Origin of the sequence: Streptomyces sp. NPDC046557 (assembly GCF_040645975.1) — a bacterium.
Lineage (GTDB): Bacteria > Actinomycetota > Actinomycetes > Streptomycetales > Streptomycetaceae > Streptomyces.
Genome location: NZ_JBEYZH010000003.1, coordinates 180898 through 205384 on the forward strand (window position 1 = coordinate 180898; position 24487 = coordinate 205384).

A 24487-nucleotide genomic window follows, 5' to 3' on the forward strand; every position below is an offset into this window, starting at 1 on the left:
GTCCTGTCGTCGGCCACAAGGGGTGCCCTCGTACGGGGCACCCCTTGAGCGTTCCCGCCCGACGGTGTCTTCAGTCGAGGTAGCCGCGCAGTTGGTCGGCGAAGGCGTGGTCGCGCAGTTTGTTGAGCGTCTTGGACTCGATCTGGCGGATGCGTTCGCGCGTCACGCCGAAGATCCGCCCGATCTCCTCCAGTGTGCGCGGGCGGCCGTCGGCCAGGCCGTAGCGGAGCTGGACGACCTTGCGTTCGCGTTCGCCGAGCGTCGACAACACCGCTTCAAGATGCTCGCGGAGCAGGAAGAACGCGGCGGACTCGACGGGTGATGCGGCGTCCCCGTCCTCGATCAGGTCCCCGAGGGCGACGTCGTCCTCCTCGCCGACCGGCGCGTGCAGCGAGACCGGCTCCTGCGCGAGGCGGAGCACCTCCAGCACCCGCTCGGGGGTCAGTTCCAGGTGCGCCGCGACCTCTTCGGCGGTGGGCTCGTACCCGCGTTCCTGGAGCATGCGGCGCTGTACGCGCACGACGCGGTTGATCAGTTCGACGACGTGTACGGGCACGCGGATGGTCCGGGCCTGGTCGGCGAGGGCCCGGGACATCGCCTGCCGGATCCACCAGGTGGCGTAGGTGGAGAACTTGTAGCCGCGGGCGTAGTCGAACTTCTCAACGGCCCGGATCAGCCCGAGGTTCCCCTCCTGGACGAGGTCGAGCATGGTGAGCCCGCGGCCCACGTACCGCTTGGCGACGGAGACGACGAGGCGCAGGTTCGACTCGATGAGGCGACGTTTGGCCATGCGGCCCATGACGACGAGCTTGTCCAGGTCGAGGGTGAGCTGGAGGTCGAGCCCCGAGGCGGTGGCGAGCTTCTCCTCGGCGAAGAGTCCCGCTTCGACGCGCCGGGCGAGTTCGACCTCCTCGGCGGCGGTCAGGAGCGGGATCCTGCCTATCTCGCGCAGGTACTGCCGGAAGAGGTCCGCGGACGGACCCGACCCACCCGAACCGGCCGACCCTCCGGCCTTGGCGGCGCCGCGCCCGCGCTGTGCCGGCACCCGTTCGATCAGGTCGAGCGCCTCCGGCTCCCCGGGCTCCTCCGCCTCTTCCGGCTCCTCCGGCTCCGCCGGTTCCGTGTCCACGGCTTGGGCCTCCGCGTCGGCGGGTTCGTCGACCCGGGCGGGGTGACTCACGTTCACGGTCAGGGTCTGGGTCTGCACGGGGGCGACCTCCAGGGCTCCGAGGACGGGGGCACCGGATTTCAGTGTGGGGTACGACACATCACGGCCACGAGGGGCGTGCGAGCACTTTCTGAGTCCGGGGCGTGACCGGATGGTTACCCCTCGCCGACGTGACCGAAGCGGCCCGGACGCATGTCCGAGCGGACCGCGGCCCGGCCGTCGCTTCCGGATCGCACCGGTCAGGCCGGCTCGACGCGCACCGCGCAGGTCTTGAACTCCGGCATCCGCGAAATCGGGTCGAGGGCCGGGTTGGTGAGGGTGTTCGCGCGTCCCTCCCCCGGCCAGTGGAACGGCATGAACACCGTGTCCGCCCGGATCGTGTCGGTGATCTTGGCCGGGGCCACCGCGCGCCCGCGCCGGGAGACCACCGCCAGCGGGGCGCCCTCGGTCACGCCCAGGCGGGCCGCGAGGCGGGGGTGGAGTTCCACGAACGGGCCCGGGGCGGCGGCGTTGAGCTCCGCGACCCGCCGGGTCTGGGCCCCGGACTGGTACTGGGCCACGACCCGGCCGGTGGTGAGCAGCAGCGGATACGCGGCGTCGGGCATCTCGGCCGCGTCCCGGTGCGCCACGGGCACGAAGCGGGCCCGGCCGTCCTCGGTGGCGAAGCGGTCCAGGAAGAGGCGGGGCGTTCCGGACGAGCCCTCGGGGCAGGGCCAGAAGACGCCCTGTTCGGCCTCGACGCGGGAGTAGGAGATCCCCGAGTAGTCGGCCGGGCCGCCCGCCGAGGCGCGCCGGAGTTCCTCGAAGACCTCCTCGGGGGCGGTGGGGAAGCCCTTCTCGACGCCGAGGCGGGCGGCCAGGCCGTGCAGGACCTCCAGGTCGGTGCGGACGCCCGGCGGCGGGGTCAGGGCCCGCCGGCGCAGCAGGACCCGGCCTTCCAGGCTGGTGGTGGTGCCGGTTTCCTCCGCCCACTGGGTGACGGGGAGCACCACGTCGGCCAGTTCGGCGGTCTCGGAGAGGACGACGTCCGCGACGGCGAGGAAGTCCAGGGATCGGATGCGGCCTTCGATGTGGGCGGCGCGCGGCGCGGAGACCACCGGGTTGGAACCCATCAGCAGGAGCGCCTTCACGTCCGTGCCGAGGGCGTCGAGGAGTTCGTAGGCGCTGCGGCCCGGTCCGGGGAGGCTGTCGGGGTCGACGCCCCAGACGCCGGCGACATGGGCGCGCGCCGCCGGGTCGGTCAGTTTGCGGTACCCGGGCAGCTGGTCGGCCTTCTGGCCGTGCTCCCGGCCGCCCTGGCCGTTGCCCTGGCCGGTGAGGCAGCCGTATCCGGAGAGCGGCCGACCGGCGCGGCCCGTGGCCAGGCAGAGGTTGATCCAGGCGCCGACGGTGTCGGTGCCCTTGGACTGCTGCTCGGGGCCGCGGGCGGTCAGCACCATGGCGGACTCCGGGGCGCAGAACAGGCTCACCGCCTCCCGCAGGCGGGGCACGGGGACGCCGGTGATCCGCTCCACCAACTCCGGCCAGTGCGCCATCGCGGCGGCCCGCGCCTCGGGCCAGCCACTGGTGCGCTCGGCGATGAACGCCTCGTCGGTGCGCCCTTCGGCGACGACGAGGTGCAGCAGGCCCAGGGCGAGGGCGAGGTCCGTCCCGGGGCGGGGGGCGAGGTGCAGGTCGGCCTCTTCGGCGGTGCGGGTGCGGCGCGGGTCCACCACGATCAACGTGCCGCCGTTGTCTTTGAGTTCCCGCAGGAAGCGCAGGGCCGGCGGCATGGTCTCGGCCAGGTTGGAACCGACGAGGATCACGCAGCCGGTGCGCGGGACGTCCTCCAGCGGGAACGGCAGGCCCCGGTCGAGGCCGAAGGCGCGCTGGTGGGCGGCGGCCGCGGAGGACATGCAGAAGCGGCCGTTGTAGTCGATCTGCGAGGTGCGCAGGGCGACGCGGGCGAACTTGCCGAGCGCGTACGCCTTCTCGTTGGTCAGCCCGCCGCCGCCGAACACGCCGACCGCGTCCGGGCCGTGGGTCCGGGCGGTGTGGGAGAGGCCCTCGGCGACGGCGTCGAGGGCCTCCTCCCAGCCGGCCGGTTCCAGCCGTCCGGAGCGGCCGCGCACGAGCGGCTCCGTCAGGCGCACCCGCGAGGAGAGCACGGCGGGGGCGGTGCGGCCCTTGCCGCACAGGGCGCCCCGGTTGACGGGGAAGTCGGGCCGCTCCTCCACCACGACGCCGCCGGTCGCCCCGGCGCGCAGGTTCATGCCGCACTGCAGGGCGCAGTAGGGGCAGTGCGTGGCGGTGACGGGGCCGGTGGTGGCGGGGCCGGCGGTGGCTTCGGCGCTCATACGGCCACGGTGCGCCGCCGGTGTTACACGGGCCGCCGCGTCCGGTTACGCCTCTTGTACGGCGACCTCAGCGCGCCCGCCGGGGCCCGGTGAGGATGGCGCGCCCGAGGTCACCCGCCGGTCAGTTGCCCCAGGGTGGGACCCGCGGTCCAGCCGCCGTCCACCGCGAGTTCGGCGCCCGTGATGTAGGCGGCGGCGTCGGAGAGCAGGAAGGCGACGGCGGCGGCGATCTCGTCCGGGACGCCGACCCGGCCCATGGGGGTGCCCGGGTAGTTGCCCTCGCCGGTGCGGATGCCCACGGAAGCGGTCATCTCGGTGTAGGTCATGCCGGGGTGTACGGAGTTGACTCTGATCCGGGACTCGGCGAGTTCCACCGCGCCGATCTTGGACAGGCCGCGTACGCCCCACTTGGAGGCCCCGTAGCCGCCGGTGAGCGGGAGCCCGGTGAGCCCGGCCGCCGAGGAGATGTTGACGATCGAGCCGCCGCCGGCCGCGCGCATCAGCGGAACGGCGGCCTTGACGCCGATGAACACGCCGACCAGGTTGATCTCCAGGACCCGGCGGAAGTGCTCGACGCTCTCCTCCTCCAACAGCCGGCCCGAGGCGATGCCCGCGTTGTTGACCAGGCCGTCCAGTCGGCCGAAGGCGGCGGTCGCGTACTCCAGCACCGTCCGCCAGTCGTCCTCGCTCGTGACGTCGTGGCGCAGGAAGTGCGCGCCGTCCCCCAGTTCCGCGGCGGTCCGGGCGCCCTCCGCCTCCAACACGTCGGTGATCAGCACCCGGCCGCCGCCCTCCACGACGGCCCGGGCGCTCGCGGCGCCGAGACCGCGGGCCCCTCCGGTGACGACGACGGCCTTGTCCTTCAGATCCACCACGGTGCCCCACCCCTAGAGTCTGACAATCCGTGCCAGTCTGTCAGGGCGTCAGGGCCCGCGTCACCCCGTCCTCCTTGGGCCCCAGGAACGTCGGATTCGGCTTGAACACCGCGTCCAGCGCCGCCTTCCCGGCCGCGAAGACCTCGCGGGCGCCGCCGTAGTACCAGGTCGCGTCGTGCACGTCCGCCACCCCGACACCGTACGAGTCCACGCCCGCCGCCTGGCACAGGGCGACGGCCCGCCGGATGTGGAACCCCTGGCTGATCAGCACCGCGCGCCGCACGCCGAAGATCTGTCGGGCCCGGACACAGGAGTCCCAGGTGTCGAAACCGGCGAAGTCGCTGACGATGTGGTCGTCCGGGACGCCGTGGCGGGCCAGGTAGGCCCGCATCACGTCCGGCTCCGAGTACTCGGTGCGGCTGTTGTCCCCCGTGACCAGGACGACCTTGACCTTCCCCGCGCGGTACAGCTCGGCGGCCGCGTCGAGCCGGTCGGCCAGGTACGGGGTGGGGCGGGCGCCCAGCAGGCCCGCGCCGAACACCACCGCCACGGGGGCCGCCGGCGCCTGGGTCGTGCCGCCGACCCGGTCGGCGGTCACCGCGTGGGTCCACGCCGAGGGCAGCAGCGCCAGCACGCACAGCGTCACCACGGCCCGGACGGCGCGCCGCCTGGCCCGTACCGTACGCGGCACCAGGCCGCGCACCCCGCCCGCGATCCGGCTCAGGCGCGCTCCGCGCATGACGTTCCCCTCCTGGTTGCCGCCGGGTCTCCGGCCGTCGTCCGGTTACGGCTTGTCGCCCGGTACCTGTCCTCGCCCGGTCTCCGCTGGTCAGGACGCCGGTGGGGCCCGTGTGGTTTCACCGCCGCCGATCGGTGCCCGGCCGGCCGGCTGTGAGCAGCCGGAAAAGACCCGTCATCGCGGCGCAACCCGGCGGCAATCTCCGACCCGGAGGATCGGTGCATGACGGAGCCCGCGCACCCTCCCGAATCCCCGTCCGGCCCGCCCTTCCCGTCCTTCCCGTTTCCCCCCGCCACCGCCGGCGAGCTGCTGTCCCGGATCACCGCCCAGCTCGGGGCGCAGTTGAACGCCGTGCGTCCGCCGGGGGCCCGGTCCCACGGAGCCCACGCATGCAGCCCACCCTCGTCGCCGTCGCCCATGGCAGCCGTGACCCGCGCGCCCTCCGGACCGCCCGGGCCCTCCTGGACCGGGTCCGTGAACTCCGCCCCCGCCTCGACGTCCGCCTCGGGCACATCGAGCTGAACCGGCCACTGCTCGGCGACACCCTGGGCGGGGCCACCGGTTCGGCGGTCCTCGTGCCGCTGCTGCTCAGCCGCGGGCACCACGTCAAGCGGGACCTGCCCGCGGCGGCCGCCCGCGCCGGCCACCTGCTCACCCGGGTCGCCGCCCCGCTCGGCCCGCACCCGCTGCTGGTCGAGGCGTTGTACGAACGGCTCCTTGAGGCCGCCTGGGTCCCCGGTACAGCGGTCGTGCTCGCCGCCGCGGGCTCCCGCGACCGGGACGCCGCCGAGGACGTCCGCCGCACCGCCGCCCTGCTGTCCGAACGGCTCGACGGGGTGCCCGTGGTGCCCGCCTACGCCTCCGCCGCCGCCCCCACCGTCCCCGACGCCCTGCGCGCCCTCGCCGCCCGGGGCCACCACCGGATCGCCGTGGCCTCGTACTTCACCGCCCCCGGCCGCTTCGCCGCCCAGAGCGCGGCGGCGGCGTCCGGCCCGGCCGCGGCGCCGCTCGGTGACCACCCGGCCCTCGCCCGGCTCGTCCTGCTGCGCTACGACGAGGCCCTCGCCCGGCGGCGGACCCCGCCGGCACTCGCCACCGCGTAGGGCAGCGCGCGGACCGGGGCCGCCCGGATCACCCGCCTTGTCGGCTCTTCCGGTTAACGTCTGAACATGGAAGGCATGGAAGGCACCCCCCGCACCACCCCCCGCACCACCCCGCACCCCGTCCCGTACGAGCCCGCCGACACCGAGCGCTGGGCCGCCGAGCCCGACAAACGGCCCGGCCGCACCGCCTTCCAGCGGGACCGCGCCCGCGTGCTGCACTCCGCCGCGCTGCGCCGTCTCGCCGGCAAGACGCAGGTCGTCACCCCCGGAACCCGCTCCTACGACTGGGACGCGAGCCCCCGTACCCGGCTGACCCACTCCCTGGAATGCGCCCAGGTGGGCCGCGAGCTGGGGTTGGCGCTCGGCTGCGATCCCGATCTGGTCGAGGCCGCCTGCCTCTCCCACGACATGGGCCACCCGCCCTTCGGGCACAACGGCGAGGAAGCCCTCAACGAGTTCGCCAAGGACTGCGGCGGTTTCGAGGGCAACGCCCAGTCGCTGCGCCTGCTGACCCGGCTGGAGCCGAAGCGGTTCGTGCCCGATCCGGCCACGGGTGAGCTCGTCAGCGTCGGTCTCAACCTCACCCGGGCCGCTCTGGACGCCGCCACCAAGTACCCCTGGCCGCGCGGCGGGCACCCCACGGACCCCGACTCGGTGAAGTTCGGCGCGTACGAGGACGACCTGCCGGTCTTCGCCTGGCTGCGCCGGGGCGCCCCCGCCGACCGCAAGTGCTTCGAGGCGCAGGTCATGGACTGGGCGGACGACGTCGCGTACTCCGTCCACGACTTCGAGGACGGTCTGCACGCCGGGCACCTCGACCCGAACATGCTCTTCGCCGAACCGGACCGCGAGGCGATCTGGCGGGTCGCGATCGGCCGGTACGTGCCCGCGGACACCGCGCCGGAGGAGCTGCGCGAGGCCCTGGACCGGCTGATGGGGCAGGAGTGGTGGCCGCACGGCTACGACGGCTCGGCCGTCGCCCAGGCCCGGCTCAAGGACGCCACCAGCCAGCTGATCGGCCGTTTCTGCCTGGCCGCCGAGGGCGCGACGCGGGAGGCGTACGGGACGGGCCGGCTCACCCGGTACGCGGCCGAGCTGGTGGTTCCCCGGGAGGCGCGCAACGAGTGCGCCGTCCTCAAGGCGGTCGCCGACCTGTACGTGATGCAGCGCGACGAGCAGGAGCGGCTCCGCGCGGACCAGCGCATCGTCCTGGCCGAACTCGCCGAGGCGCTCAGCGCCCGGGCACCCGAGGGCCTCGACCCCCAGTTCCGCGCGATCTTCGAGGCCGCTTCGGACGACAAGGCGAGGAAACGCGCGGTCATCGACCAGATCGCCGCCCTCACCGACGCCTCGGCCCGCTCGTTGCACACCCGTCTCACCAGGCGGCCACGACGCGCCGAAGGGTGAGCCGATCGGGCCACTCCCCCTTCCCCGGGCAGGCTCGGTGCGGGACGCTCGCATGTGGTCGCATGTGGCGCAGAGGTTATGAGGAGGCATCAGGTGGTCGACGCACACCGGACGTTCGTCATCGTCGGCGCGGGTCTCGCCGGGGCCAAGGCGGCCGAGACGCTGAGGTCGGAGGGGTTCACGGGCAGGGTGATCCTGATCGGGGACGAGCGGGAGCATCCCTACGAACGCCCTCCCCTGTCCAAGGGGTACCTGACGGGCAAGGAGGAACGCGACAGCGTCTTCGTCCACGAGCCGTCCTGGTACGCGCGCGCCGACATCGAGCTGCACCTGGGACAGCCCGCCGTCCAGCTCGACCGGGAGGCCAAGAAGGTCGTCCTCGGTGACGGCACGGCGCTGCACTACGACAAGCTGCTCCTTGCCACCGGGGCCGAGCCGCGCCGCCTCGACGTCCCCGGCACCGGCCTGGTGGGGGTGCACCACCTGCGGCGACTCGCGCACGCGGAGCGGCTCAAGGGGGTCCTGGCCGGGCTGGGCCGGGAGAACGGCCACCTGCTGATCGCGGGGGCCGGCTGGATCGGTCTGGAGGTCGCGGCGGCGGCCCGCGGGTACGGCGCCGAGGTGACCGTCGTGGAGCCGCTGGCCACACCCCTGCACGCGGTGCTCGGCCCGGAGATCGGCCGGCTCTTCGGGGACCTGCACGCCGACCACGGGGTCCGCTTCCACTTCGGCGCCCGGCTCACCGAGATCGTCGGACAGGACGGGATGGTGCTGGCCGCCCGGACCGACGACGGCGAGGAGCATCCGGCGCACGCGGTGCTCGCCGCGATCGGCGCCGCGCCGCGCACGGCGCTCGCCGAGACCTCGGGGCTGGCCCTGGTGGACCGGGAGCACGGCGGCGGGATCGCCGTCGACGCGTCGCTGCGGACGTCCGATCCGGACGTCTTCGCCGTCGGGGACGTGGCGGCCGCCCACCACCCGGCGCTGGGGACCAGGCTGCGGGTCGAGCACTGGGCCAACGCCCTCAACGGCGGACCCGCCGCCGCGAGGGCGATGCTCGGGCAGGAGGTCTCGTACGACCGGGTGCCCTACTTCTTCTCGGACCAGTACGACGTGGGTCTGGAGTACTCCGGATACGCCCCGGTGGGCGGCTACGACCAGGTGCTGATCCGCGGGGACGTGGGCAAGCGGGAGTTCATCGCGTTCTGGCTGTCGCAGGGGCGGGTCCTGGCCGGGATGAACGTCAACGTGTGGGACGTGACGGAGCACATCCAGGCCCTGATCCGCTCCCACGCGCCGGTCGACCGGGAGAAACTGGCGGACCCGTCTGTTCCGCTTTCCTCCCTGGTGGCGGCGGAGGGGGCCTGACGGGTTTGTCGGCGCCCGGCCGTAGACTTCACGCGTGGCAGGACGGATCAACGACGACGACGTGAAGGCGGTACGGGACGCGGTCCCGATCGACGCCGTGGTCTCCGACTACCTCCAGCTGCGCAACGCCGGTGGCGGCAACCTCAAGGGCCTCTGCCCCTTCCACGACGAGAAGTCCCCGTCCTTCCAGGTCAGCCCCAGCAAGGGGCTGTACCACTGCTTCGGCTGCCAGGCGGGCGGGGACACCCTCGACTTCATCATGAAGATCGACCACCTCTCCTTCTCGGAGGCGGTCGAGCGCCTCGCCGGCCAGGCGGGCATCACCCTGCGGTACGAGGAGGGCGGGTACACCGCCGGGACCAGCGGCCGCGGCGAGCGGATCCGACTGGTCGAGGCGCACAAGGCCGCCGCGCAGTTCTACGTCGACCAGCTGGACGGCCCGGAGGCGGAGATCGGCCGCAAGTTCCTGGCGGAGCGCGGCTTCGACCAGGCCGCGGCCGCGCACTTCAGCGTGGGCTACAGCCCGGCCGGCTGGGACCACCTGACCCGCTTCCTGCGCGGCAAGGGATTCAGCGACAAGGAGCTGATCACCTCCGGCCTGGCCCAGGACAGCCGCAGCGGGAAGCCGATCGACCGGTTCCGCGGGCGGCTGATGTGGCCGATCAGGGACATCAGCGGGGAGGTCGTCGGCTTCGGCGCGCGCAAGCTGCGCGACGACGACAACGGCCCGAAGTACCTGAACACCCCCGAGACGGCGATCTACAAGAAGTCCCAGGTGTTGTACGGCATCGACCTGGCGAAGAAGGAGATCGCGAAGACCTCGCGGGCGGTCGTGGTCGAGGGGTACACCGATGTGATGGCCTGCCACCTGGCCGGGGTGACCACCGCGATCGCGACGTGCGGCACGGCCTTCGGCGGGGACCACATCAAGATCCTGCGCCGGTTGTTGATGGACAACGCGACGGCCGAGGTGATCTTCACCTTCGACGGGGACGCGGCGGGCCAGAAGGCCGCGCTGCGCGCCTTCGAGGACGACCAGAAGTTCGCCGCCGAGACTTCGATCGCGATCACCCCGGGCGGCATGGACCCCTGCGACCTGCGGCTCGCGCAGGGCGACGCCGCCGTGTCGGGACTGGTGGAGTCCCGCACCCCGCTGTTCGAGTTCGCGCTGCGGCACATCGTGGCCCGGCACAACCTGGAGAACCCGGCGGGCCGGGCGGCCGCGCTCGACGAGGCGGCCCCGGTCGTCGCCCACATCAAGAACATCGCGATCCAGCACGAGTCGGCGGTCCAACTGGCGGGGATGCTGGGCATCCGCGACGAACAGTTCGTGGTCAAGCGCGTCGCCCAGCTCGCCCGCTGGGCGCGCGAGCGGGGAGGCCGGCCGCAGGAGAGCGGACGCGGCCGGGCGTACGAGGCCGGCCCCGCGACCGCGACCGCCCCCGCGGTGGGCGGCCCGGCGCTGAACCTGCGCAGTCCCGCCCACCGCACGGAACGCGAGCTGCTCAAGCTGGCCCTGCAGAGACCGGCCCTGGTCTCCCCCGCCTTCGACGCCTACGGGATCGACGAGTTCACCGCTCCGCCCTACGCGGCGGTCCGGCAGGCGATCCAGGACGCCGGGGGTGCCTCCCTGGGCACCGAGGACTATCTGACCCGGGTCCGCGAGGCCGCGCCCAACGACACGGTGCGCGCGCTGGTGACGGAACTGGCCGTCGAAGCCATCCACGCCAAGACGGTGGACGAGGTCTACGCGGGCGTGCAACTGGTCCAGGTGCGACTGCGCGCCGTCGACCGCCGGGTGCACGAGATCCAGGGCACGCTCGCCCGTCTGGGCCCGCAGGCTCCGCCGGAACAGCTCGCGGCGGTCCAGGAGGAGCTGTGGGTCCTCCAGCAGTACGGGCAGCGGCTGCGCAACCGGGGGGCCGAGGGGCTGTAGCCCCCGGTCACCGGGTTCGGCCGCGGGCGAGCCAGTCGCCGCCCGGGATCTCGGTACCGGAGCGGGCGAGGGCGCGGGCCAGCGGTGGGGCGGCCAGGTACACCCAGGCCGGGACCGGGGTGCCGTCGGGGCGCAGGGCCTCAAGGGCGACCCGGTCGTAGACGTTCCCCAGGCGGCCCGGGCCGCGGTACTCCTCCAGCAGGTCCAGCGCGACCAGCAGCTCGGCGTAGTTCTCGGGGGCGGGGGTGATCAGCTCTCCCCGTATCGCGGATCCGGGGCGCGCGACGGCGTACGGGTAGCCGGGCCCCTCGTACAGGGCGGTGTGGGGCAGCAGTGCCGGTTCCTCGGCAGCCGTACGGCCCCGCAGGAACAGGTCGTGGTTGACCTCACCCGGCCGCAGGGTCCCGTACACGAAGAACGGCAGGGCGGTCACGGCGGTTCCCGGCGGGTCGGGCGGTGTCACGTCGAGCGGTGTCACGGGCCCTCCCTGGACTGCCGGCGCGGTACGGGCGGCCCGTCCGCGCACCCCCACCGTACGCAGCGCGCCGGGCCGGCGTAAGCCCGCCCCCGCGCGGATCGGCGGGCGCTGTCACCCGTACGGGCAGGGTCCCCCGGACGGCCCAAGCGGGCCGCTCTGACCTGGTGGGACACCGGCCGATACGGCGGAGCTGACACCGCATCAGGAGGCGGGGCGCGAGCGGGAAGGGTTATCTCGGGAACACGACCCCGCGTTCCCAGGAGCCCCCATGCGCCGCCGCACCGCCCACGTGCTGACCGCCACCGCGCTGACCGCCGTCGCCTTCGCCGGCCCGGTCGCGGGTGCGGTGGCCGCCGCGGAACTCGGCATGCCCCCCTTCGCGCCGGGCGACTTCGCCCCGCTGGAGGTCTGGCCGAAGTCCGCCGCCCCGGGCGTGACCGTGACGGTGAACACCGGTGCCTGCGGGCCCTCCGGTCGCGCCGAGGGAGATGCCACCACCGTCGGCGGGGGCCGGTTCAAGCTGCTGCCGGGCCCGCACAAGGAGGTGGTCGTGGGACAGTTCCAGGTCGCCCGCGACCTGCGGCCCGGGACCTACGACATCGGCGCGACCTGTGCGAACGGCAAGTTCGCCACGGGCGATCTGATCGTCACCGACCGTGGCCCGCAAGGCCACGTACGGACCGGGGTCGGTGGTGGCACGACCACCACCACCGACCCCGCCAGAGTCACGGCGGGAGCGGTCGTGCTGGCCGCGGTCGCCGTGGGCGGTACCTGGCTCCTGCGTCGCCGGGCGAGCGGCACGCGGAGCTGACGGAGGCCCGCGGCCCCGACCGCGGTCCGAGCGGTACCGCCCCCGTCGCCCGCCCCGCGAGGTCCCCCCGTTCGCGGGGCCGGGCGACGGCCAGTCATACGCACGGGAAGCGAGCACGAGGGGGCAGGCATGGTGGGCACCTCCGGCGTCGCCGGCCGCGGTGGGCTCCTGGCCCTGGCCGCCTGCGTGGGCATCTGGCTCGTCGGCAGCGGCTCCTCGGAGACCGTCGGGCCGCCGCTTCCGTCCCCCGCCGAGGCACTGGGCACGCTCAGCGGCCAGGCGTCCTACGCCGGGAGCATCGCCCCGCTGCCGGGGTCACCGCCCACCCGCATCCGTATCCCGTCGATCCGCGTGGACGCCCCGCTCACCGGGCTGGGGCTCCAGCCCGACGGCAGTCTCGAAGTACCGCCGCCCGGCCGCCGCGACCTCGCCGGCTGGTACCGCGACGGCACCACCCCGGGCGCCACCGGCACCGCGCTCGTCGCGGGCCACGTCGACCACGCCACCGGCCCGGCCGTCTTCTATCACCTGGGCGCGCTGCGCCGCGGGGCATCGATCGAGGTGGCGCGCGCGGACGGCCGGACGGCCGTGTTCACGGTCCACGCCGTCGAGGTCTACGACGCCAAGGCGTTCCCCGACTCCCGGGTGTACGGGCCCTCACCGCGCGCCGAGCTGCGGGTGATCACCTGCGGGGGCGGCTTCTCGCCCCGGACCGGCTACGAGGGCAACGTGGTCGTCTTCGCCCACTTGACGGGGACGTACTAGCAGCCGTGGACGGCGGCCCCGCTCAGCCCCACTGCTCGATACCGAGCTTCACCACCAGCGCCCCGACGACCGTCAGCAGCACCGTCCGGACGAACGCGCTGCCCTTGGTGAGCGCCATCCGGGCACCGATCATGCCCCCGGCGAGGTTGAAGGCCGCCATCAGCGCGGCCAGTTGCCACAGCACCATCCCCTGGTACGCGAACATCGCGAGCGCCCCGGCGTTGGTGCAGCAGTTGACGATCTTGGCGGTGGCGGAGGCGGTCACCAGGTCGAGGTGGAGCAGCGCGGTCAGGGCGAGGACGAGGAAGGTGCCGGTGCCGGGCCCGATGAGGCCGTCGTAGAAGCCGATGCCGAGTCCGGCCAAGCCGATGGTGAGCAGGACCCGGCGACGGCCGGCGGGCGCGGTGTCCGCGGCCGCGCCGAACCCGGGCTTGAAGATCACCACTGCGGCGACGACCACCAGGACCGCCATGATCAGCGGGCGCAGGGCGTCCTTGCTGATCCCGCCGGCCAACGCGGCGCCGCCCATCGATCCGGCGAGCGCGGCCAGGCCGATGCGGACGGCGAGCTTCACGTTCACCGGCGCCTTGCGGGCGTAGGTCACGGCAGCTCCGGTGGTGCCGACGATGGCCACCGCCTTGTTGGTGCCGAGGACGGCGGCGGGGGGCGTGTGCGGGAGACCGAGCAGCAGGGCGGGCAGGAGCAGCAGTCCGCCACCCCCGACCACGGCGTCGATCCAGCCGGCCGCCGCGGCGGCCACGCACAGCAAGATGATCATTGCGGTTGATATGTCAGGCACGACTCCGACCCTATGGAGCGTTCGACCGCTACGGCCCGGGACATCGAAAACTTGCGCAAACGTTGAGGTTCGGGTGGGGTCGGTGCCTCACGGGCCTCACGGCCGGGTGCTGAGGTGCGCGTTCCGTCCGGGTAACAGCGGCGATGCGGCGGGGAAACAGCGGGCCCGCACGCTCGTGCCATGACCTCGAATCGGCGTGTGGTGGTGATCGGCGGCGGCCTGGCGGGCCTGCGGTGCGCCGCGCGGTTGGCCACCGGTGGCACGGCTGCGGTCACGGTCCTCGGCGAGGAGCCGCACGCCCCGTACAACCGGGTGCTGCTGGCCGAGATCCTGGCCGGCCGGTACGACCCCGAGGTGACCGCGCTCCCGGACCCCGGCCCGGCGCTGCGCCGGGGCGTGCGCGCGGTGCGCGTCGACCGCGGCGACCGGACGGTGCACTGCGACGACGGGGCGGTGCTCGGGTACGACACCCTGGTGCTGGCGACCGGCTCGAACCCGGTCCTGCCCCCGCTGCGCGGCCTGTTCGAGCCGGACGGACGGGAACTCCCCGAAGGGGTGCACGCGTTCCGCACCATGGACGACTGCCTGGCCCTCTCGGCGGCCGTACGTCCCGGCGTGCGCGCCGTCGTGATCGGCGGCGGGCTCCTCGGGGTCTCGGCGGCCCGCGCCCTCGCCGCCCGCGGCGCCCAGGTGGTGCTCGCGCAGCAGGCCGAGCGGCTGATGGAACGCCAACTGGACGCGGACGCGTCGGCGCTCCTGCACACCCACCTGACGGCACTCGGCGTGGAGATCCACACCGAGTGCCGGGTACGCGGTCTGACCAAGACCGCGGATTCCAGCGCCGGGGCCGGAACCCGGGTCACCGGCGTCGAACTCGCCGACGGGTACCGGCTCGACGCCGACCTCGTGGTGCTCGCCTGCGGGGTGCGCCCGCGCACCGGGCTGGCGCGGGCCGCCGGGCTCGACGTGCGCAAGGGCGTCGTCGTGGACGACCGGCTGCGCACCTCCGACCCCCGTATCCACGCCGTCGGCGACTGCGCCGAGCACGACGGCCGCGTGTACGGGCTGGCCGGGGCCGCGCTGGAGCAGGCCGACGCCGTCGCCGCCTTCCTCACCGGAGCCGGCGACCCCGCCGACCCCTCCCCCTACACCGGGACCCGCGCGCTGACCCGGCTCACCCTCACCTCCGGCGGCGACGGCCCGTTGGACCTGGCCGCTTTCGGGGAGGCGACCCCGCTCCCCGGGGACGACGTCATCCGCCTCGCCGACGCCACCCGCCGGACCTACCGGAAGGTCGTCGTCCGCGGCGACCGCCTGGTCGGCGGGGTCCTCCTCGGCGAACTGTCCACCGTGGGCGCGCTGGCCCGCTCCTGGGAGGACGGCGAAGCCCTGACCGACTTCTCGCACCTGCTCACCGACGACGGAGGCTCCTGATCATGGCCGCAGTCCCGCCCACGACCACCCCCGCACCCACGGCTGCGGCCACGGCCGCGGCCGGCCCCGGACCCGCCCCGGCGGACGTCCCGGTGGACGGCCCGGCGCGCCGCCCCGCCCTCGTGCTCGTCGGCCACGGCATGGTCGGCCAGCGCTACCTGGAGGCCCTCACCGAGCGCGGGATCACCGCCACGCACCGCGTCACCGTCCTGTGCGAGGAGCCCCGCCCGGCCTACGACCGGGTCCACCTGACCTCCTACTTCTCCGGCAGCACCCCCGAGGACCTGTCGCTGACCCCGGACGGCTTCATGGAACGGCACGGGATCGACCTGCACCTGGGCGACCCCGCCGAGAGCGTCGACCGCCGCGCCCGCACCGTCACCTCCCGCTCCGGGCGCGTGTTCCCGTACGACGTCCTCGTCCTCGCGACCGGCAGCTACCCCTTCGTGCCGCCCGTGCCCGGCAAGGACGCCCTCGGCTGCTTCGTGTACCGCACCATCGAGGACCTCCTCGCGATCGAGGCGTACGGCAAGGGCCGCGGCAGCGGAGCCGTCGTCGGCGGCGGGCTCCTCGGCCTGGAGGCGGCCGGCGCGCTCCAGGGGCTGGGGCTGACCACCCGCGTCGTGGAGTTCGCCCCGCGCCTGATGCCGGTACAGGTCGACGAGGGCGGCGGCGCCGCGCTGCTGCGGACCATCGAATCCATGGGCCTGACCGTCCACACCGGCGTCGGCACCCAGGAGGTGCTCACCGGCGACGACGGCTCGGTGACCGGGATGCGCCTGTCCGACGGTTCGACCGTCCCCACCGACCTGGTCGTCTTCTCCGCCGGTGTCCGCCCCCGTGACCAGCTCGCCCGCGATGCCGGTCTGACGGTCGGCGAACGCGGCGGGATCTCCGTCGACGCCCGCTGCCGCACCTCCGACCCCCGCGTGTACGCCATCGGCGAATGCGCGCTGGCCGCCGACGGCCGGGTCTACGGCCTGGTCGCGCCCGGTTACGAGATGGCCGAGACGGCCGCCGACGACCTGCTGGGCCGCGACCGGGAGTTCACCGGCGCCGACCTGTCCACCAAGCTCAAGCTGCTCGGCGTGGACGTGGCCTCCTTCGGCGACGCCCACGGCGCCACCCCGGACTGCCTCGACGTCGTCTACTCCGACTCCCGCTCCGGCGTCTACAAGAAGCTGGTCGTCTCCCCCGAGGGCGTCCTGCTCGGCGGGGTTCTCGTCGGTGACGCCGACTCCTACGGGCTGCTGCGCCCGCTCACCGGCAGCGTCCCGCCCGTCACCCCCGAACAGCTGGTGCTGCCCGCCGGCATCGGCCCGGCCGCGCGGCTCGGGCCGTCCGCGCTCCCCGACACGGCGGTGATCTGCTCCTGCCACAACGTCACCAAGAAGCAGATCACCGCTTGCTCCTCGCTCCCCGAGGTGAAGAAGTGCACCAAGGCCGGCACCGGCTGCGGCGGTTGCCTGAAGGTGATCGGCCAACTGCTGCCCGCCGCCGCCGACAAGGGGCTGTGCGGCTGCTTCCCGTACACCCGCGCCGAGCTGTACGAGATCGTCCGCACCCGCCGCCTGACCTCCTACCGGGAGATCCTCGACGGCCACGGCCGCGAAGGCGCCCGGGGCGGCGAGGGCTGCGAGGTCTGCAAGCCGGCCGTCGCCTCGATCATCGCCTCGCTCGCCGCGACGCTGGGCGCGAGCGGCTACGTCCTGGACGGGGAGCAGGCCGCCCTCCAAGACACCAACGACCACTTCCTCGCGAACATGCAGCGCAACGGCTCGTACTCGGTCGTGCCCCGCATCCCGGGCGGTGAGATCACCCCCGAGAAGCTCATCGTCATCGGCGAGGTCGCCCGCGACTTCGGCCTCTACACGAAGATCACCGGCGGGCAGCGGATCGATCTCTTCGGGGCCGCGGTCGACCAGCTCCCGCGCATCTGGGCGCGGCTGGTGGACGCCGGGTTCGAGTCCGGGCACGCCTACGGGAAGGCGCTGCGCACGGTGAAGTCGTGCGTGGGCCGGACGTGGTGCCGCTACGGGGTGCAGGACAGCGTGCGCATGGCCATCGACCTGGAGTTGCGTTATCGGGGCCTGCGCGCCCCGCACAAGCTGAAGTCGGCGGTGTCCGGCTGCACCCGCGAATGCGCGGAGGCGCAGAGCAAGGACTTCGGGGTCATCGCGACGGCCAACGGCTGGAACCTCTACGTCGGCGGCAACGGCGGGGCCACCCCGCGCCACGCCGACCTGCTCGCCCAGGACCTGTCGGACGCCGAACTGGTCCGGCTCATCGACCGCTTCCTGATGTTCTACATCCGCACCGCCGACCGACTGGAGCGGACCTCGACCTGGCTGGAGCGGCTGGAGGGCGGCCTGGCCCACTTGCGGGACGTGATCGTGCACGACTCGCTCGGCCTGTGCGCGGAGCTGGAGTCGCTGATGGCCGACCACGTTGCCCACTACCGCGACGAATGGGCCGAGACGCTTCAGGACCCGGAGCGACTGCGCCGGTTCGTGTCCTTCGTCAACGCGCCCGGCGCCCCGGACCCGACCGTGCGGTTCGTGCCGGAACGCGACCAGGTCAAGCCCGACCTGACCGTCCTGACCCTTGAGCCCGTGGGAGGCAACCGGTGACCATCGAGTTGGAAGTGAACGGCGGCTGGCTGACGGTGTGCGAACTGTCGGAACTGATCCCGGGGCGCGGGGTCGCGGCCCTGCTGCCCGACGGGAGCCAGGCGGCGGTGTTCGTCGACCGCGGGGGACGCCCGTACGCCATCGGCAACCGGGACCCCTTCACCGGCGCGCAGGTGCTCGCCCGGGGGCTGGTGGGCGCGGTGACGGGCCGGCCCTTCGTGGCCTCGCCGCTGCTCAAGCAGCGGTTCGACCTGGAGTCGGGGCGCTGCCTGGACGACGACGCGGTGGCGGTCCGGACCTACCCGGTGCGGACCGCCGTGACCTCGCCCGCGTAGCGGCCGGGGGCCTACTGGGCCTGGACGGCCGCCGGGTCCATCCACATGATCTCCCAGGTGTGGCCGTCCAGGTCCTCGAAGGCGCGCCCGTACATGAATCCGTGGTCCTGCGCGGCCCGCGGCTCGGTGCCGCCCGCGCCGACGGCCGCGTCGACGAGCGCGTCCACCGCCTCGCGGCTCTCGGCGCTCAGGCAGAGCAGCGCCTCCGTGGTGGTGGAGGTGTCCGCGATGGCCTTGTGGGTGAAGTCCTTGAAGCGGGCCTCGGTCAGCAGCATCGCGTAGATGGTGTCGCTGATGACCAGGGAGGCGCCGTTCTCGTCGCTGAACTGGGCGTTGAAGGAGTAACCCAGCTTGCCCCAGAAGGCCCGGCTCGCCTCCAGGTCCTTGACCGGCAGGTTGACGAAGATCATGGTTGCGGACATCTCGGTCCCTCTTCTCTCGTGGTGGTGCGTGCGAAGGGGTAGACCGGGCCGCCCCGCGAAACTCATCGCCGTGGAGAAGCCTTTTTCACGCGCTCCGATTCTTTCGCGCTGCGGCCGTCAGGACGCCACGGCTCCGCCCTTCAGCAGCGCCGCGCCCAGCGGGGTCACCGTGTGCAGGACGGCGTTTCCCCGGCGCAGGGTGGTGACCAGGCCCGCCTCCCGCATCACGCATGCGTGCTGGCTCGCGGAGGCCAGCGACACCCCGGCCCGGCGGGCCAGTTCGCTGGTGGTGGCTCCGTCGCCGATCGCCCGCAGCACCACCGAGCGGGTGTGTCCGACGAGCTTGCCCAGGGTCCGCTGGCGCTGCTCCTCCGCCGGGCGGGCGCCCTCCCCCTGCGCGGGCGCCGAGGCGAGCTGCGCCGCCGCCGGGTACACCAGGACCGGCGGCAGCTCCGGATCGTGCAGGGTGACGGCGGTGCGGCGGCAGAAGAAGGACGGCTGGAGCAGCAGGCCGCGCCCCCGCAGCCGGACGTCCCGGTCGACCGGGTAGTCGCACTCCAGGACCGGCGCCCGCCAGCGCAGCATCGGCGGCAGCGACGCGAGCAGCTCGTCCGCACCGCCGTCGAGCAACGCGCGGCCCCGGGCGGCCCGCTCGGCCTCGATCTGTGCCTGGATGTGGGTCCAGTAGGGCTCCACGGCGACCCGGTGATACGCGCGTAGCTCACCGAGTACGCGCGGCATGTGCTTGGGCGCGTCGTCCATGAACTCGCGCAGTCGGCGCGGGACGAGCGCGTCGGCGCCGGCGCCCGCGCCGCTCGCGCCCGCGGGCATGCCGAAGGCAGCGCCGACGCGCGCTCCGGCCCCCAGGAGCGACAGCTCGCGCCGGATCCGCTCCGGGCGTATGCCGCGCAGCGCGTCGAGCCCGACGTCCCACCCGTACTGCCCCTCGACCGGGGTCAGGAAATCGGGGAAATAGCCGCGACCGGGTATCAGCGCGCCTAGGAGCCTTGTTTCACTATTCAACCGGCTACGGGTTTCCGTACGCCATTCACCGAACAACCGGGCATCTCGCCGGTCCCTTAAACGGTGAAAACTGAGAATCGTTTCCCACAACGCATCGGGGCGTCCCGCCATCCGTACGCGTGCGAGGTCCACTCCCGTGAAATGGATACGAAGCACCGAACCCCCACCTGTGCAACCGCAATCCCCCCGCCCCATGAGTATGCACGCCGTCACACGTGGTCACCACGCCCTTTCAGCCACAGTTGAAACCCCTTTCGGCAGGAGCGTGACAACCGAAATCCTGTACTCCGCCAGGCACACTCCGGTGCGACCGAAACGCTCCGTGAAGGCCGTGGGGGGCTTTGCGGGGCCTGGCGGTCGGTCGCACAGGGAAGCGCCGACGTGCCTGGCGATAGGCGGCAGGCGGTGGACGGGTGGGGATCCGTCCACCGCCTGGTGCCGTAAAGGCGACTTGGTTGAATGCGGTCCCTAAACGCAAAGCAGGCTGCGCCCGCTTCCGGGGGTCAGGGAAACCGGAAGCAGGGCGCAGCCTCAGGAACCGGTGCCGCCCGGCCGGGTTCGTGCCCGGCCGAGCCGCGCCGGAACCCGGCACAGGGGGGCTCAGCGGCTGTCGGAGCCCTTCGACTCGGCGGCCGCGCGGCCGGCCTCCAGCCGCGCCACCGGAATCCGGAACGGCGAGCAGGAGACGTAGTCGAGGCCGACCTCGTGGAAGAAGTGCACCGACTCCGGGTCGCCGCCGTGCTCGCCGCAGACGCCGAGCTTGAGGTCGGGGCGGGTGGCCCGGCCGGCCTCGACCGCGCTGCGGACCAGCGCGCCGACGCCGTCCTTGTCGATGGTCTCGAAGGGCGAGACCCCGAAGATGCCCTTCTCCAGGTACGCGGTGAAGAAGCTGGCCTCGACGTCGTCGCGGGAGAAGCCCCACACCGTCTGCGTCAGGTCGTTCGTACCGAAGGAGAAGAACTCCGCGGCCTCGGCGATCTGACCGGCGGTCAGCGCGGCGCGCGGCAGCTCGATCATCGTGCCGATGCTCAGCTTGAGGCTGGTGCCGGTGGCGGCCTCGATCTCGGCGATGACCTGGTCGGCCTCCTCGCGGACGATCTCCAGCTCCTGGACCGTGCCCACGAGCGGGATCATGATCTCGGCGCGCGGGTCGCCCTTGGCGTTCTTGCGCTCGGCCGCGGCCTCGGCGATCGCCCGGACCTGCATGGCGAACAGGCCGGGGATGACCAGGCCGAGCCGGACACCGCGCAGACCCAGCATCGGGTTCTGCTCGTGCAGCTTGTGCACGGCCTGGAGCAGGCGCAGGTCGTTCTCGTTGGCGTCCTTGCGGGACTCGGCGAGGGCGACGCGTACCGACAGCTCGGTGATGTCGGGCAGGAACTCGTGCAGCGGCGGGTCGAGGAGACGGACGGTGACGGGCAGCCCGTCCATCGCCTCGAACAGCTCGATGAAGTCCTTCTTCTGCAGCGGCAGGAGGGCACTGAGTGCCTCTTCGCGCTCGTCGTCGGTGTCGGCGAGGATCAGGCGCTCGACCATCTCACGGCGCTCACCGAGGAACATGTGCTCGGTGCGGCACAGGCCGATGCCCTGGGCGCCGAACCGGCGGGCGCGCGAGGCGTCCTCGGCGTTGTCGGCGTTGGCGCGCACCCGCAGCCGGCGCACGCGGTCCGCGTACGCCATGATCCGGTGCACGGCGGCGACCAGCTCGTCGGCGTCGTCGGCGCCGGCGTGCATGCGGCCCTCGAAGTACTCGACCACGGGGGACGGTACGACGGGTACCTCGCCGAGGTAGACCTTGCCGGTGGAGCCGTCGATGGAGACGACGTCGCCCTCTTCGATGACCGTCCCGCCGACCGTCATGCGGCGGCGCTTGGTGTCGACCTCGAGGTCCTCCGCACCGCAGACACAGGTCTTGCCCATGCCGCGGGCGACGACGGCGGCGTGCGAGGTCTTGCCGCCGCGGGAGGTCAGGATGCCCTCGGCGGCGATCATGCCGTCCAGGTCGTCCGGGTTGGTCTCACGGCGGATCAGGATGACCTTCTCGCCGGAACGGGACCACTTGACGGCCGTGTACGAGTCGAAGACGGCCTTGCCGACCGCCGCGCCCGGGGAGGCGGCGATGCCGCGACCGAGCAGCGTGGACCCCTGCTTGCCGCCGGCACCCTCGTCGAAGCGGGGGAACATCAGCTGCGCGAGCTGGGCGCCGTTGACGCGCTGGAGGGCCTCGGCCTCGTCGATCAGGCCCTGGTCCACGAGCTGCGTGGCGATGCGGAAGGCGGCGCCCGCGGTGCGCTTGCCGACGCGGGTCTGGAGCATCCACAGCTGACCGCGCTCGATGGTGAACTCGATGTCGCAGAGATCCTTGTAGTGGGTCTCCAGCGTCTCCATGATCGTCATGAGCTGGTCGTAGGAGGCCTTGTCGATGGTCTCCAGGTCCGCCAGCGGGACGGTGTTGCGGATACCCGCGACGACGTCCTCGCCCTGCGCGTTCTGCAGGTAGTCGCCGTAGACGCCCTGGTGGCCGGTGGCGGGGTCGCGAGTGAAGGCGACACCGGTGCCGGAGTCGGGGCCGAGGTTGCCGAAGACCATGGAACAGATGTTGACGGCGGTGCCCAGGTCGCCGGGGATGCGCTCCTGGCGGCGGTAGAGCTTGGCGCGGTCGGTGTTCCAGGAGTTGAAGACCGCCTCGACGGCGAGGTCCATCTGCTCGCGGGCGTCCTGCGGGAACTCGCGGCCGGCCTCCTTCGCCACGATCTTCTTGAAGCCCTTGACCAGCTTCTTGAGGTCGGCGGCGTCGAGGTCGGTGTCGACGGTGACCTTCTTGGCGGCCTTGGCCTCGTCGAGGGCGTCCTCGAAGAGCTCGCCGTCCACGCCGAGGACGGTCTTGCCGAACATCTGGATCAGTCGCCGGTAGGAGTCCCACGCGAAGCGCTCGTCGCCGGCCTGGGCGGCGAGGCCGACCACGGACTCGTCGGAGAGGCCGATGTTGAGGACGGTGTCCATCATGCCGGGCATCGAGAACTTGGCGCCGGAGCGTACGGAGACCAGCAGCGGGTCGTCCGACTGGCCGAGCTTCTTGCCCATCTTCGCCTCAAGGGCGGCCAGGTGGGCGCTGACCTCGTCGCGCAGCGCTGCCGGGGCCTCACCGCTTTCGAGGTAGACCTTGCACGCCTCGGTGGTGATGGTGAAGCCGGGAGGCACCGGGAGACCAAGGTTGGTCATCTCGGCGAGGTTGGCTCCCTTGCCGCCGAGAAGGTCCTTGAGGTCGCGGTTTCCCTCGGTGAAGTCGTAGACGAACTTCTGATCTTTGTTTTCCGACACGGGTCTCGACTCCTCGAGGACTCGGGTGGCTGCCCTGACGGCCAGGAACATACCCAGATCGAAGGCGTCTGGATATGTCCACTTAGGCGTCATGGGGCTGTAACCACCCGTGTGCCAGCCAATCGAAAGTAACCGGTAAGTAATGCCGGCGGCCGAACAGCGTTCACCTCCCGAAGGATGATGGCGCCCCTGAGGGGCTTCTGCGCTCCGATGAGCGATCATCGATACATTTGCGTTCAAGTATTGAACGTACAAAGGGTGGCACCCAGTGCCACCCTTTGGAAGTCTTACCCGTGACTTACGCGCTCATCTGAGCGAAACCTCTCCCATGCGTGGCGTATATCACGCTACACCGAGGGCGATTTGTCGGCTGCTGTCAGCCTCCGGAGGTGTCCAGCTCTGCGTCCTCGGTCACGCCGGCGCAGTCGTAGGGATCCTTCAACCAGCCCTCTGGCAGGACAACTCGGTTGTTTCCGGACGTCCGCCCCCGCGGACCGTCGGCGCTCTCGGGCCAGGACTGGTCCAGATCAAGCTCGCTCAGATGAGCGTCCAGTTCGGCGAGGGAAGACGTGACGGCCAGCTTCTGCCGCATCTCGGATCCCACGGAGAAACCCTTGAGGTACCAGGCCACGTGCTTACGGAAGTCGATCACCCCGCGCGCCTCGTCGCCGATCCACTCCCCCAGGAGCTGGGCGTGCCGGTGCATGGTGGCCGCGACCTCGCGCAGCGTGGGCTTGTGGAAGTCCTGGGGGCGCCCCTCGAAGGCGGCGACCAGGTCGTTGAACAGCCAGGGCCGTCCCAGGCAGCCGCGGCCGACGACCACTCCGTCACAGCCGGTCTCGCGGACCATGCGCAGGGCGTCCTCGGCGCACCAGATGTCGCCGTTGCCGAGTACCGGGATCTCCGGCACGTGCTCTTTGAGGCGCGCGATGGCGTCCCAGTCGGCGGTGCCGCCGTAGTGCTGGGCGGTGGTGCGCCCGTGCAGGGCGATGGCGGTGACGCCCTCGTCGACCGCGATGCGCCCGGCGTCGAGGTAGGTGAGGTGCTCGTCGTTGATGCCCTTGCGCATCTTCATGGTGACGGGAAGGTCACCGGCGCCGGCCACGGCCTCGCGCAGGATCGCGCGCAGCAGGTTCCGCTTGTAGGGCAGGGCCGAGCCGCCGCCCTTGCGGGTGACCTTGGGGACCGGGCAGCCGAAGTTGAGGTCGATGTGGTCGGCGCGGTCCTCCTCGACGATCATGCGGACCGCCTTGCCGACCGTCGTGGGGTCGACTCCGTACAGCTGGATCGAGCGTGGCTTCTCGGTCTCGTCGAAGTGGATCAGCTGCATGGTCTTGTCGTTGCGCTCGACCAAGGCGCGCGTCGTGATCATCTCGCTGACGAACAGCCCCTTGCCGTCGCTGAACTCGCGGCACAGGGTGCGGAACGGGGCATTGGTGATACCGGCCATGGGTGCGAGCACCACCGGGGGCTGCACGGTGTGCGGGCCGATCGCGAGGGGCGGGGGGAGCGTGGTCATCCCCCCATTGTCGCCCAG

General features: G+C 72.6%; 18 protein-coding genes and 1 pseudogene. 9 read left to right on the plus strand and 10 right to left on the minus strand.

Translation table 11 applies throughout. The annotated features are described in order from the left end of the window. Positions 1 to 70 precede the first annotated feature (70 nt). The 4 genes from ABZ934_RS09640 to ABZ934_RS09655 all read right to left on the minus strand — a co-directional run bounded on the left by ABZ934_RS09640 (position 71) and on the right by ABZ934_RS09655 (position 5118). A complete protein-coding gene (locus ABZ934_RS09640; RefSeq protein WP_361310725.1) occupies positions 71 to 1267 on the minus strand; it encodes an RNA polymerase sigma factor in 1197 nt (398 codons plus the stop codon). Between the two features lie 140 nt (positions 1268 to 1407). Beyond that, positions 1408 to 3504 (minus strand): molybdopterin oxidoreductase family protein, encoded by a 2097-nt coding sequence (locus ABZ934_RS09645; protein WP_361310727.1) that lies wholly within the window; start codon positions 3502 to 3504, stop codon positions 1408 to 1410. A 110-nt stretch (positions 3505 to 3614) separates the two neighbouring features. Next, a complete protein-coding gene (locus ABZ934_RS09650) occupies positions 3615 to 4379 on the minus strand; it encodes a glucose 1-dehydrogenase (protein WP_361310729.1) in 765 nt (254 codons plus the stop codon). Between the two features lie 40 nt (positions 4380 to 4419). Then, positions 4420 to 5118, minus strand: coding sequence for an ElyC/SanA/YdcF family protein (locus ABZ934_RS09655; RefSeq protein ID WP_361310731.1), 699 nt, complete (start codon positions 5116 to 5118; stop codon positions 4420 to 4422). Positions 5119 to 5340: 222 nt separating this feature from the next. Here ABZ934_RS09655 and ABZ934_RS09660 point away from each other — a divergent pair. The 4 genes and pseudogenes from ABZ934_RS09660 (at position 5341) to dnaG (ending at position 10932) form a co-directional block, all read left to right on the plus strand. Continuing rightward, positions 5341 to 6221, plus strand: a pseudogene (locus ABZ934_RS09660) (sirohydrochlorin chelatase). A 75-nt stretch (positions 6222 to 6296) separates the two neighbouring features. Further along, positions 6297 to 7628 (plus strand): deoxyguanosinetriphosphate triphosphohydrolase, encoded by a 1332-nt coding sequence (locus tag ABZ934_RS09665; protein ID WP_361311359.1) that lies wholly within the window; start codon positions 6297 to 6299, stop codon positions 7626 to 7628. Between the two features lie 93 nt (positions 7629 to 7721). Further along, positions 7722 to 8996: an FAD-dependent oxidoreductase gene (locus ABZ934_RS09670; RefSeq protein WP_361310734.1), complete on the plus strand. Its 1275-nt coding sequence runs from the start codon at positions 7722 to 7724 to the stop codon at positions 8994 to 8996. Positions 8997 to 9030: 34 nt separating this feature from the next. Continuing rightward, positions 9031 to 10932, plus strand: coding sequence for a DNA primase (gene dnaG, locus ABZ934_RS09675; RefSeq protein WP_361310737.1), 1902 nt, complete (start codon positions 9031 to 9033; stop codon positions 10930 to 10932). A gap of 7 nt (positions 10933 to 10939) precedes the next feature. Here dnaG and ABZ934_RS09680 read toward each other — a convergent pair whose 3' ends face one another. Beyond that, positions 10940 to 11410 carry a gamma-glutamylcyclotransferase family protein gene (locus ABZ934_RS09680; RefSeq protein WP_361310739.1) on the minus strand — a complete coding sequence of 157 codons (471 nt, stop codon included), beginning with the start codon at positions 11408 to 11410 and terminating at the stop codon, positions 10940 to 10942. Positions 11411 to 11678: 268 nt separating this feature from the next. On the opposite strand from ABZ934_RS09680, the gene ABZ934_RS09685 reads away from it, so the two are divergent. Both ABZ934_RS09685 and ABZ934_RS09690 read left to right on the plus strand, forming a co-directional pair. After that, the gene (locus ABZ934_RS09685) at positions 11679 to 12221 is read left to right on the plus strand and encodes a hypothetical protein (RefSeq protein WP_361310742.1); all 543 of its coding nucleotides are present in this window, start codon (positions 11679 to 11681) and stop codon (positions 12219 to 12221) included. Between the two features lie 129 nt (positions 12222 to 12350). Further along, a complete protein-coding gene (locus tag ABZ934_RS09690; protein WP_361310744.1) occupies positions 12351 to 12986 on the plus strand; it encodes a class F sortase in 636 nt (211 codons plus the stop codon). A 22-nt stretch (positions 12987 to 13008) separates the two neighbouring features. On the opposite strand, the gene ABZ934_RS09695 is transcribed toward ABZ934_RS09690, so the two are convergent. Then, a complete protein-coding gene (locus tag ABZ934_RS09695) occupies positions 13009 to 13785 on the minus strand; it encodes a TSUP family transporter (protein ID WP_361310747.1) in 777 nt (258 codons plus the stop codon). 180 nt (positions 13786 to 13965) lie between these two features. Here ABZ934_RS09695 and ABZ934_RS09700 point away from each other — a divergent pair, with 180 nt between their 5' ends. From ABZ934_RS09700 to nirD, 3 genes are all read left to right on the plus strand, one after another. Further along, positions 13966 to 15219: an FAD-dependent oxidoreductase gene (locus ABZ934_RS09700; protein WP_361310750.1), complete on the plus strand. Its 1254-nt coding sequence runs from the start codon at positions 13966 to 13968 to the stop codon at positions 15217 to 15219. 140 nt (positions 15220 to 15359) lie between these two features. Beyond that, on the plus strand, positions 15360 to 17849 hold the full coding sequence (gene nirB, locus ABZ934_RS09705; protein ID WP_361311362.1) for a nitrite reductase large subunit NirB: 2490 nt from the start codon (positions 15360 to 15362) through the stop codon (positions 17847 to 17849). Continuing rightward, positions 17846 to 18184: a nitrite reductase small subunit NirD gene (gene nirD / locus ABZ934_RS09710; RefSeq protein WP_361310753.1), complete on the plus strand. Its 339-nt coding sequence runs from the start codon at positions 17846 to 17848 to the stop codon at positions 18182 to 18184. The genes nirB and nirD overlap by 4 nt, the downstream gene beginning before the upstream one ends. A gap of 11 nt (positions 18185 to 18195) precedes the next feature. Here nirD and ABZ934_RS09715 read toward each other — a convergent pair whose 3' ends face one another. From ABZ934_RS09715 to dusB, 4 genes are all read right to left on the minus strand, one after another. After that, complete coding sequence (locus tag ABZ934_RS09715; RefSeq protein WP_361310756.1) at positions 18196 to 18606, minus strand: VOC family protein; 411 nt, start codon at positions 18604 to 18606, stop codon at positions 18196 to 18198. Between the two features lie 117 nt (positions 18607 to 18723). Further along, the gene (locus ABZ934_RS09720) at positions 18724 to 19785 is read right to left on the minus strand and encodes a winged helix-turn-helix domain-containing protein (RefSeq protein WP_361310758.1); all 1062 of its coding nucleotides are present in this window, start codon (positions 19783 to 19785) and stop codon (positions 18724 to 18726) included. A gap of 444 nt (positions 19786 to 20229) precedes the next feature. After that, positions 20230 to 22950, minus strand: coding sequence for a pyruvate, phosphate dikinase (ppdK, locus tag ABZ934_RS09725; RefSeq protein WP_361310761.1), 2721 nt, complete (start codon positions 22948 to 22950; stop codon positions 20230 to 20232). A gap of 376 nt (positions 22951 to 23326) precedes the next feature. Continuing rightward, entirely contained in the window at positions 23327 to 24469 is a 1143-nt protein-coding gene (gene dusB / locus ABZ934_RS09730) for a tRNA dihydrouridine synthase DusB (RefSeq protein WP_361310764.1), read from the minus strand. Positions 24470 to 24487 lie beyond the last annotated feature (18 nt).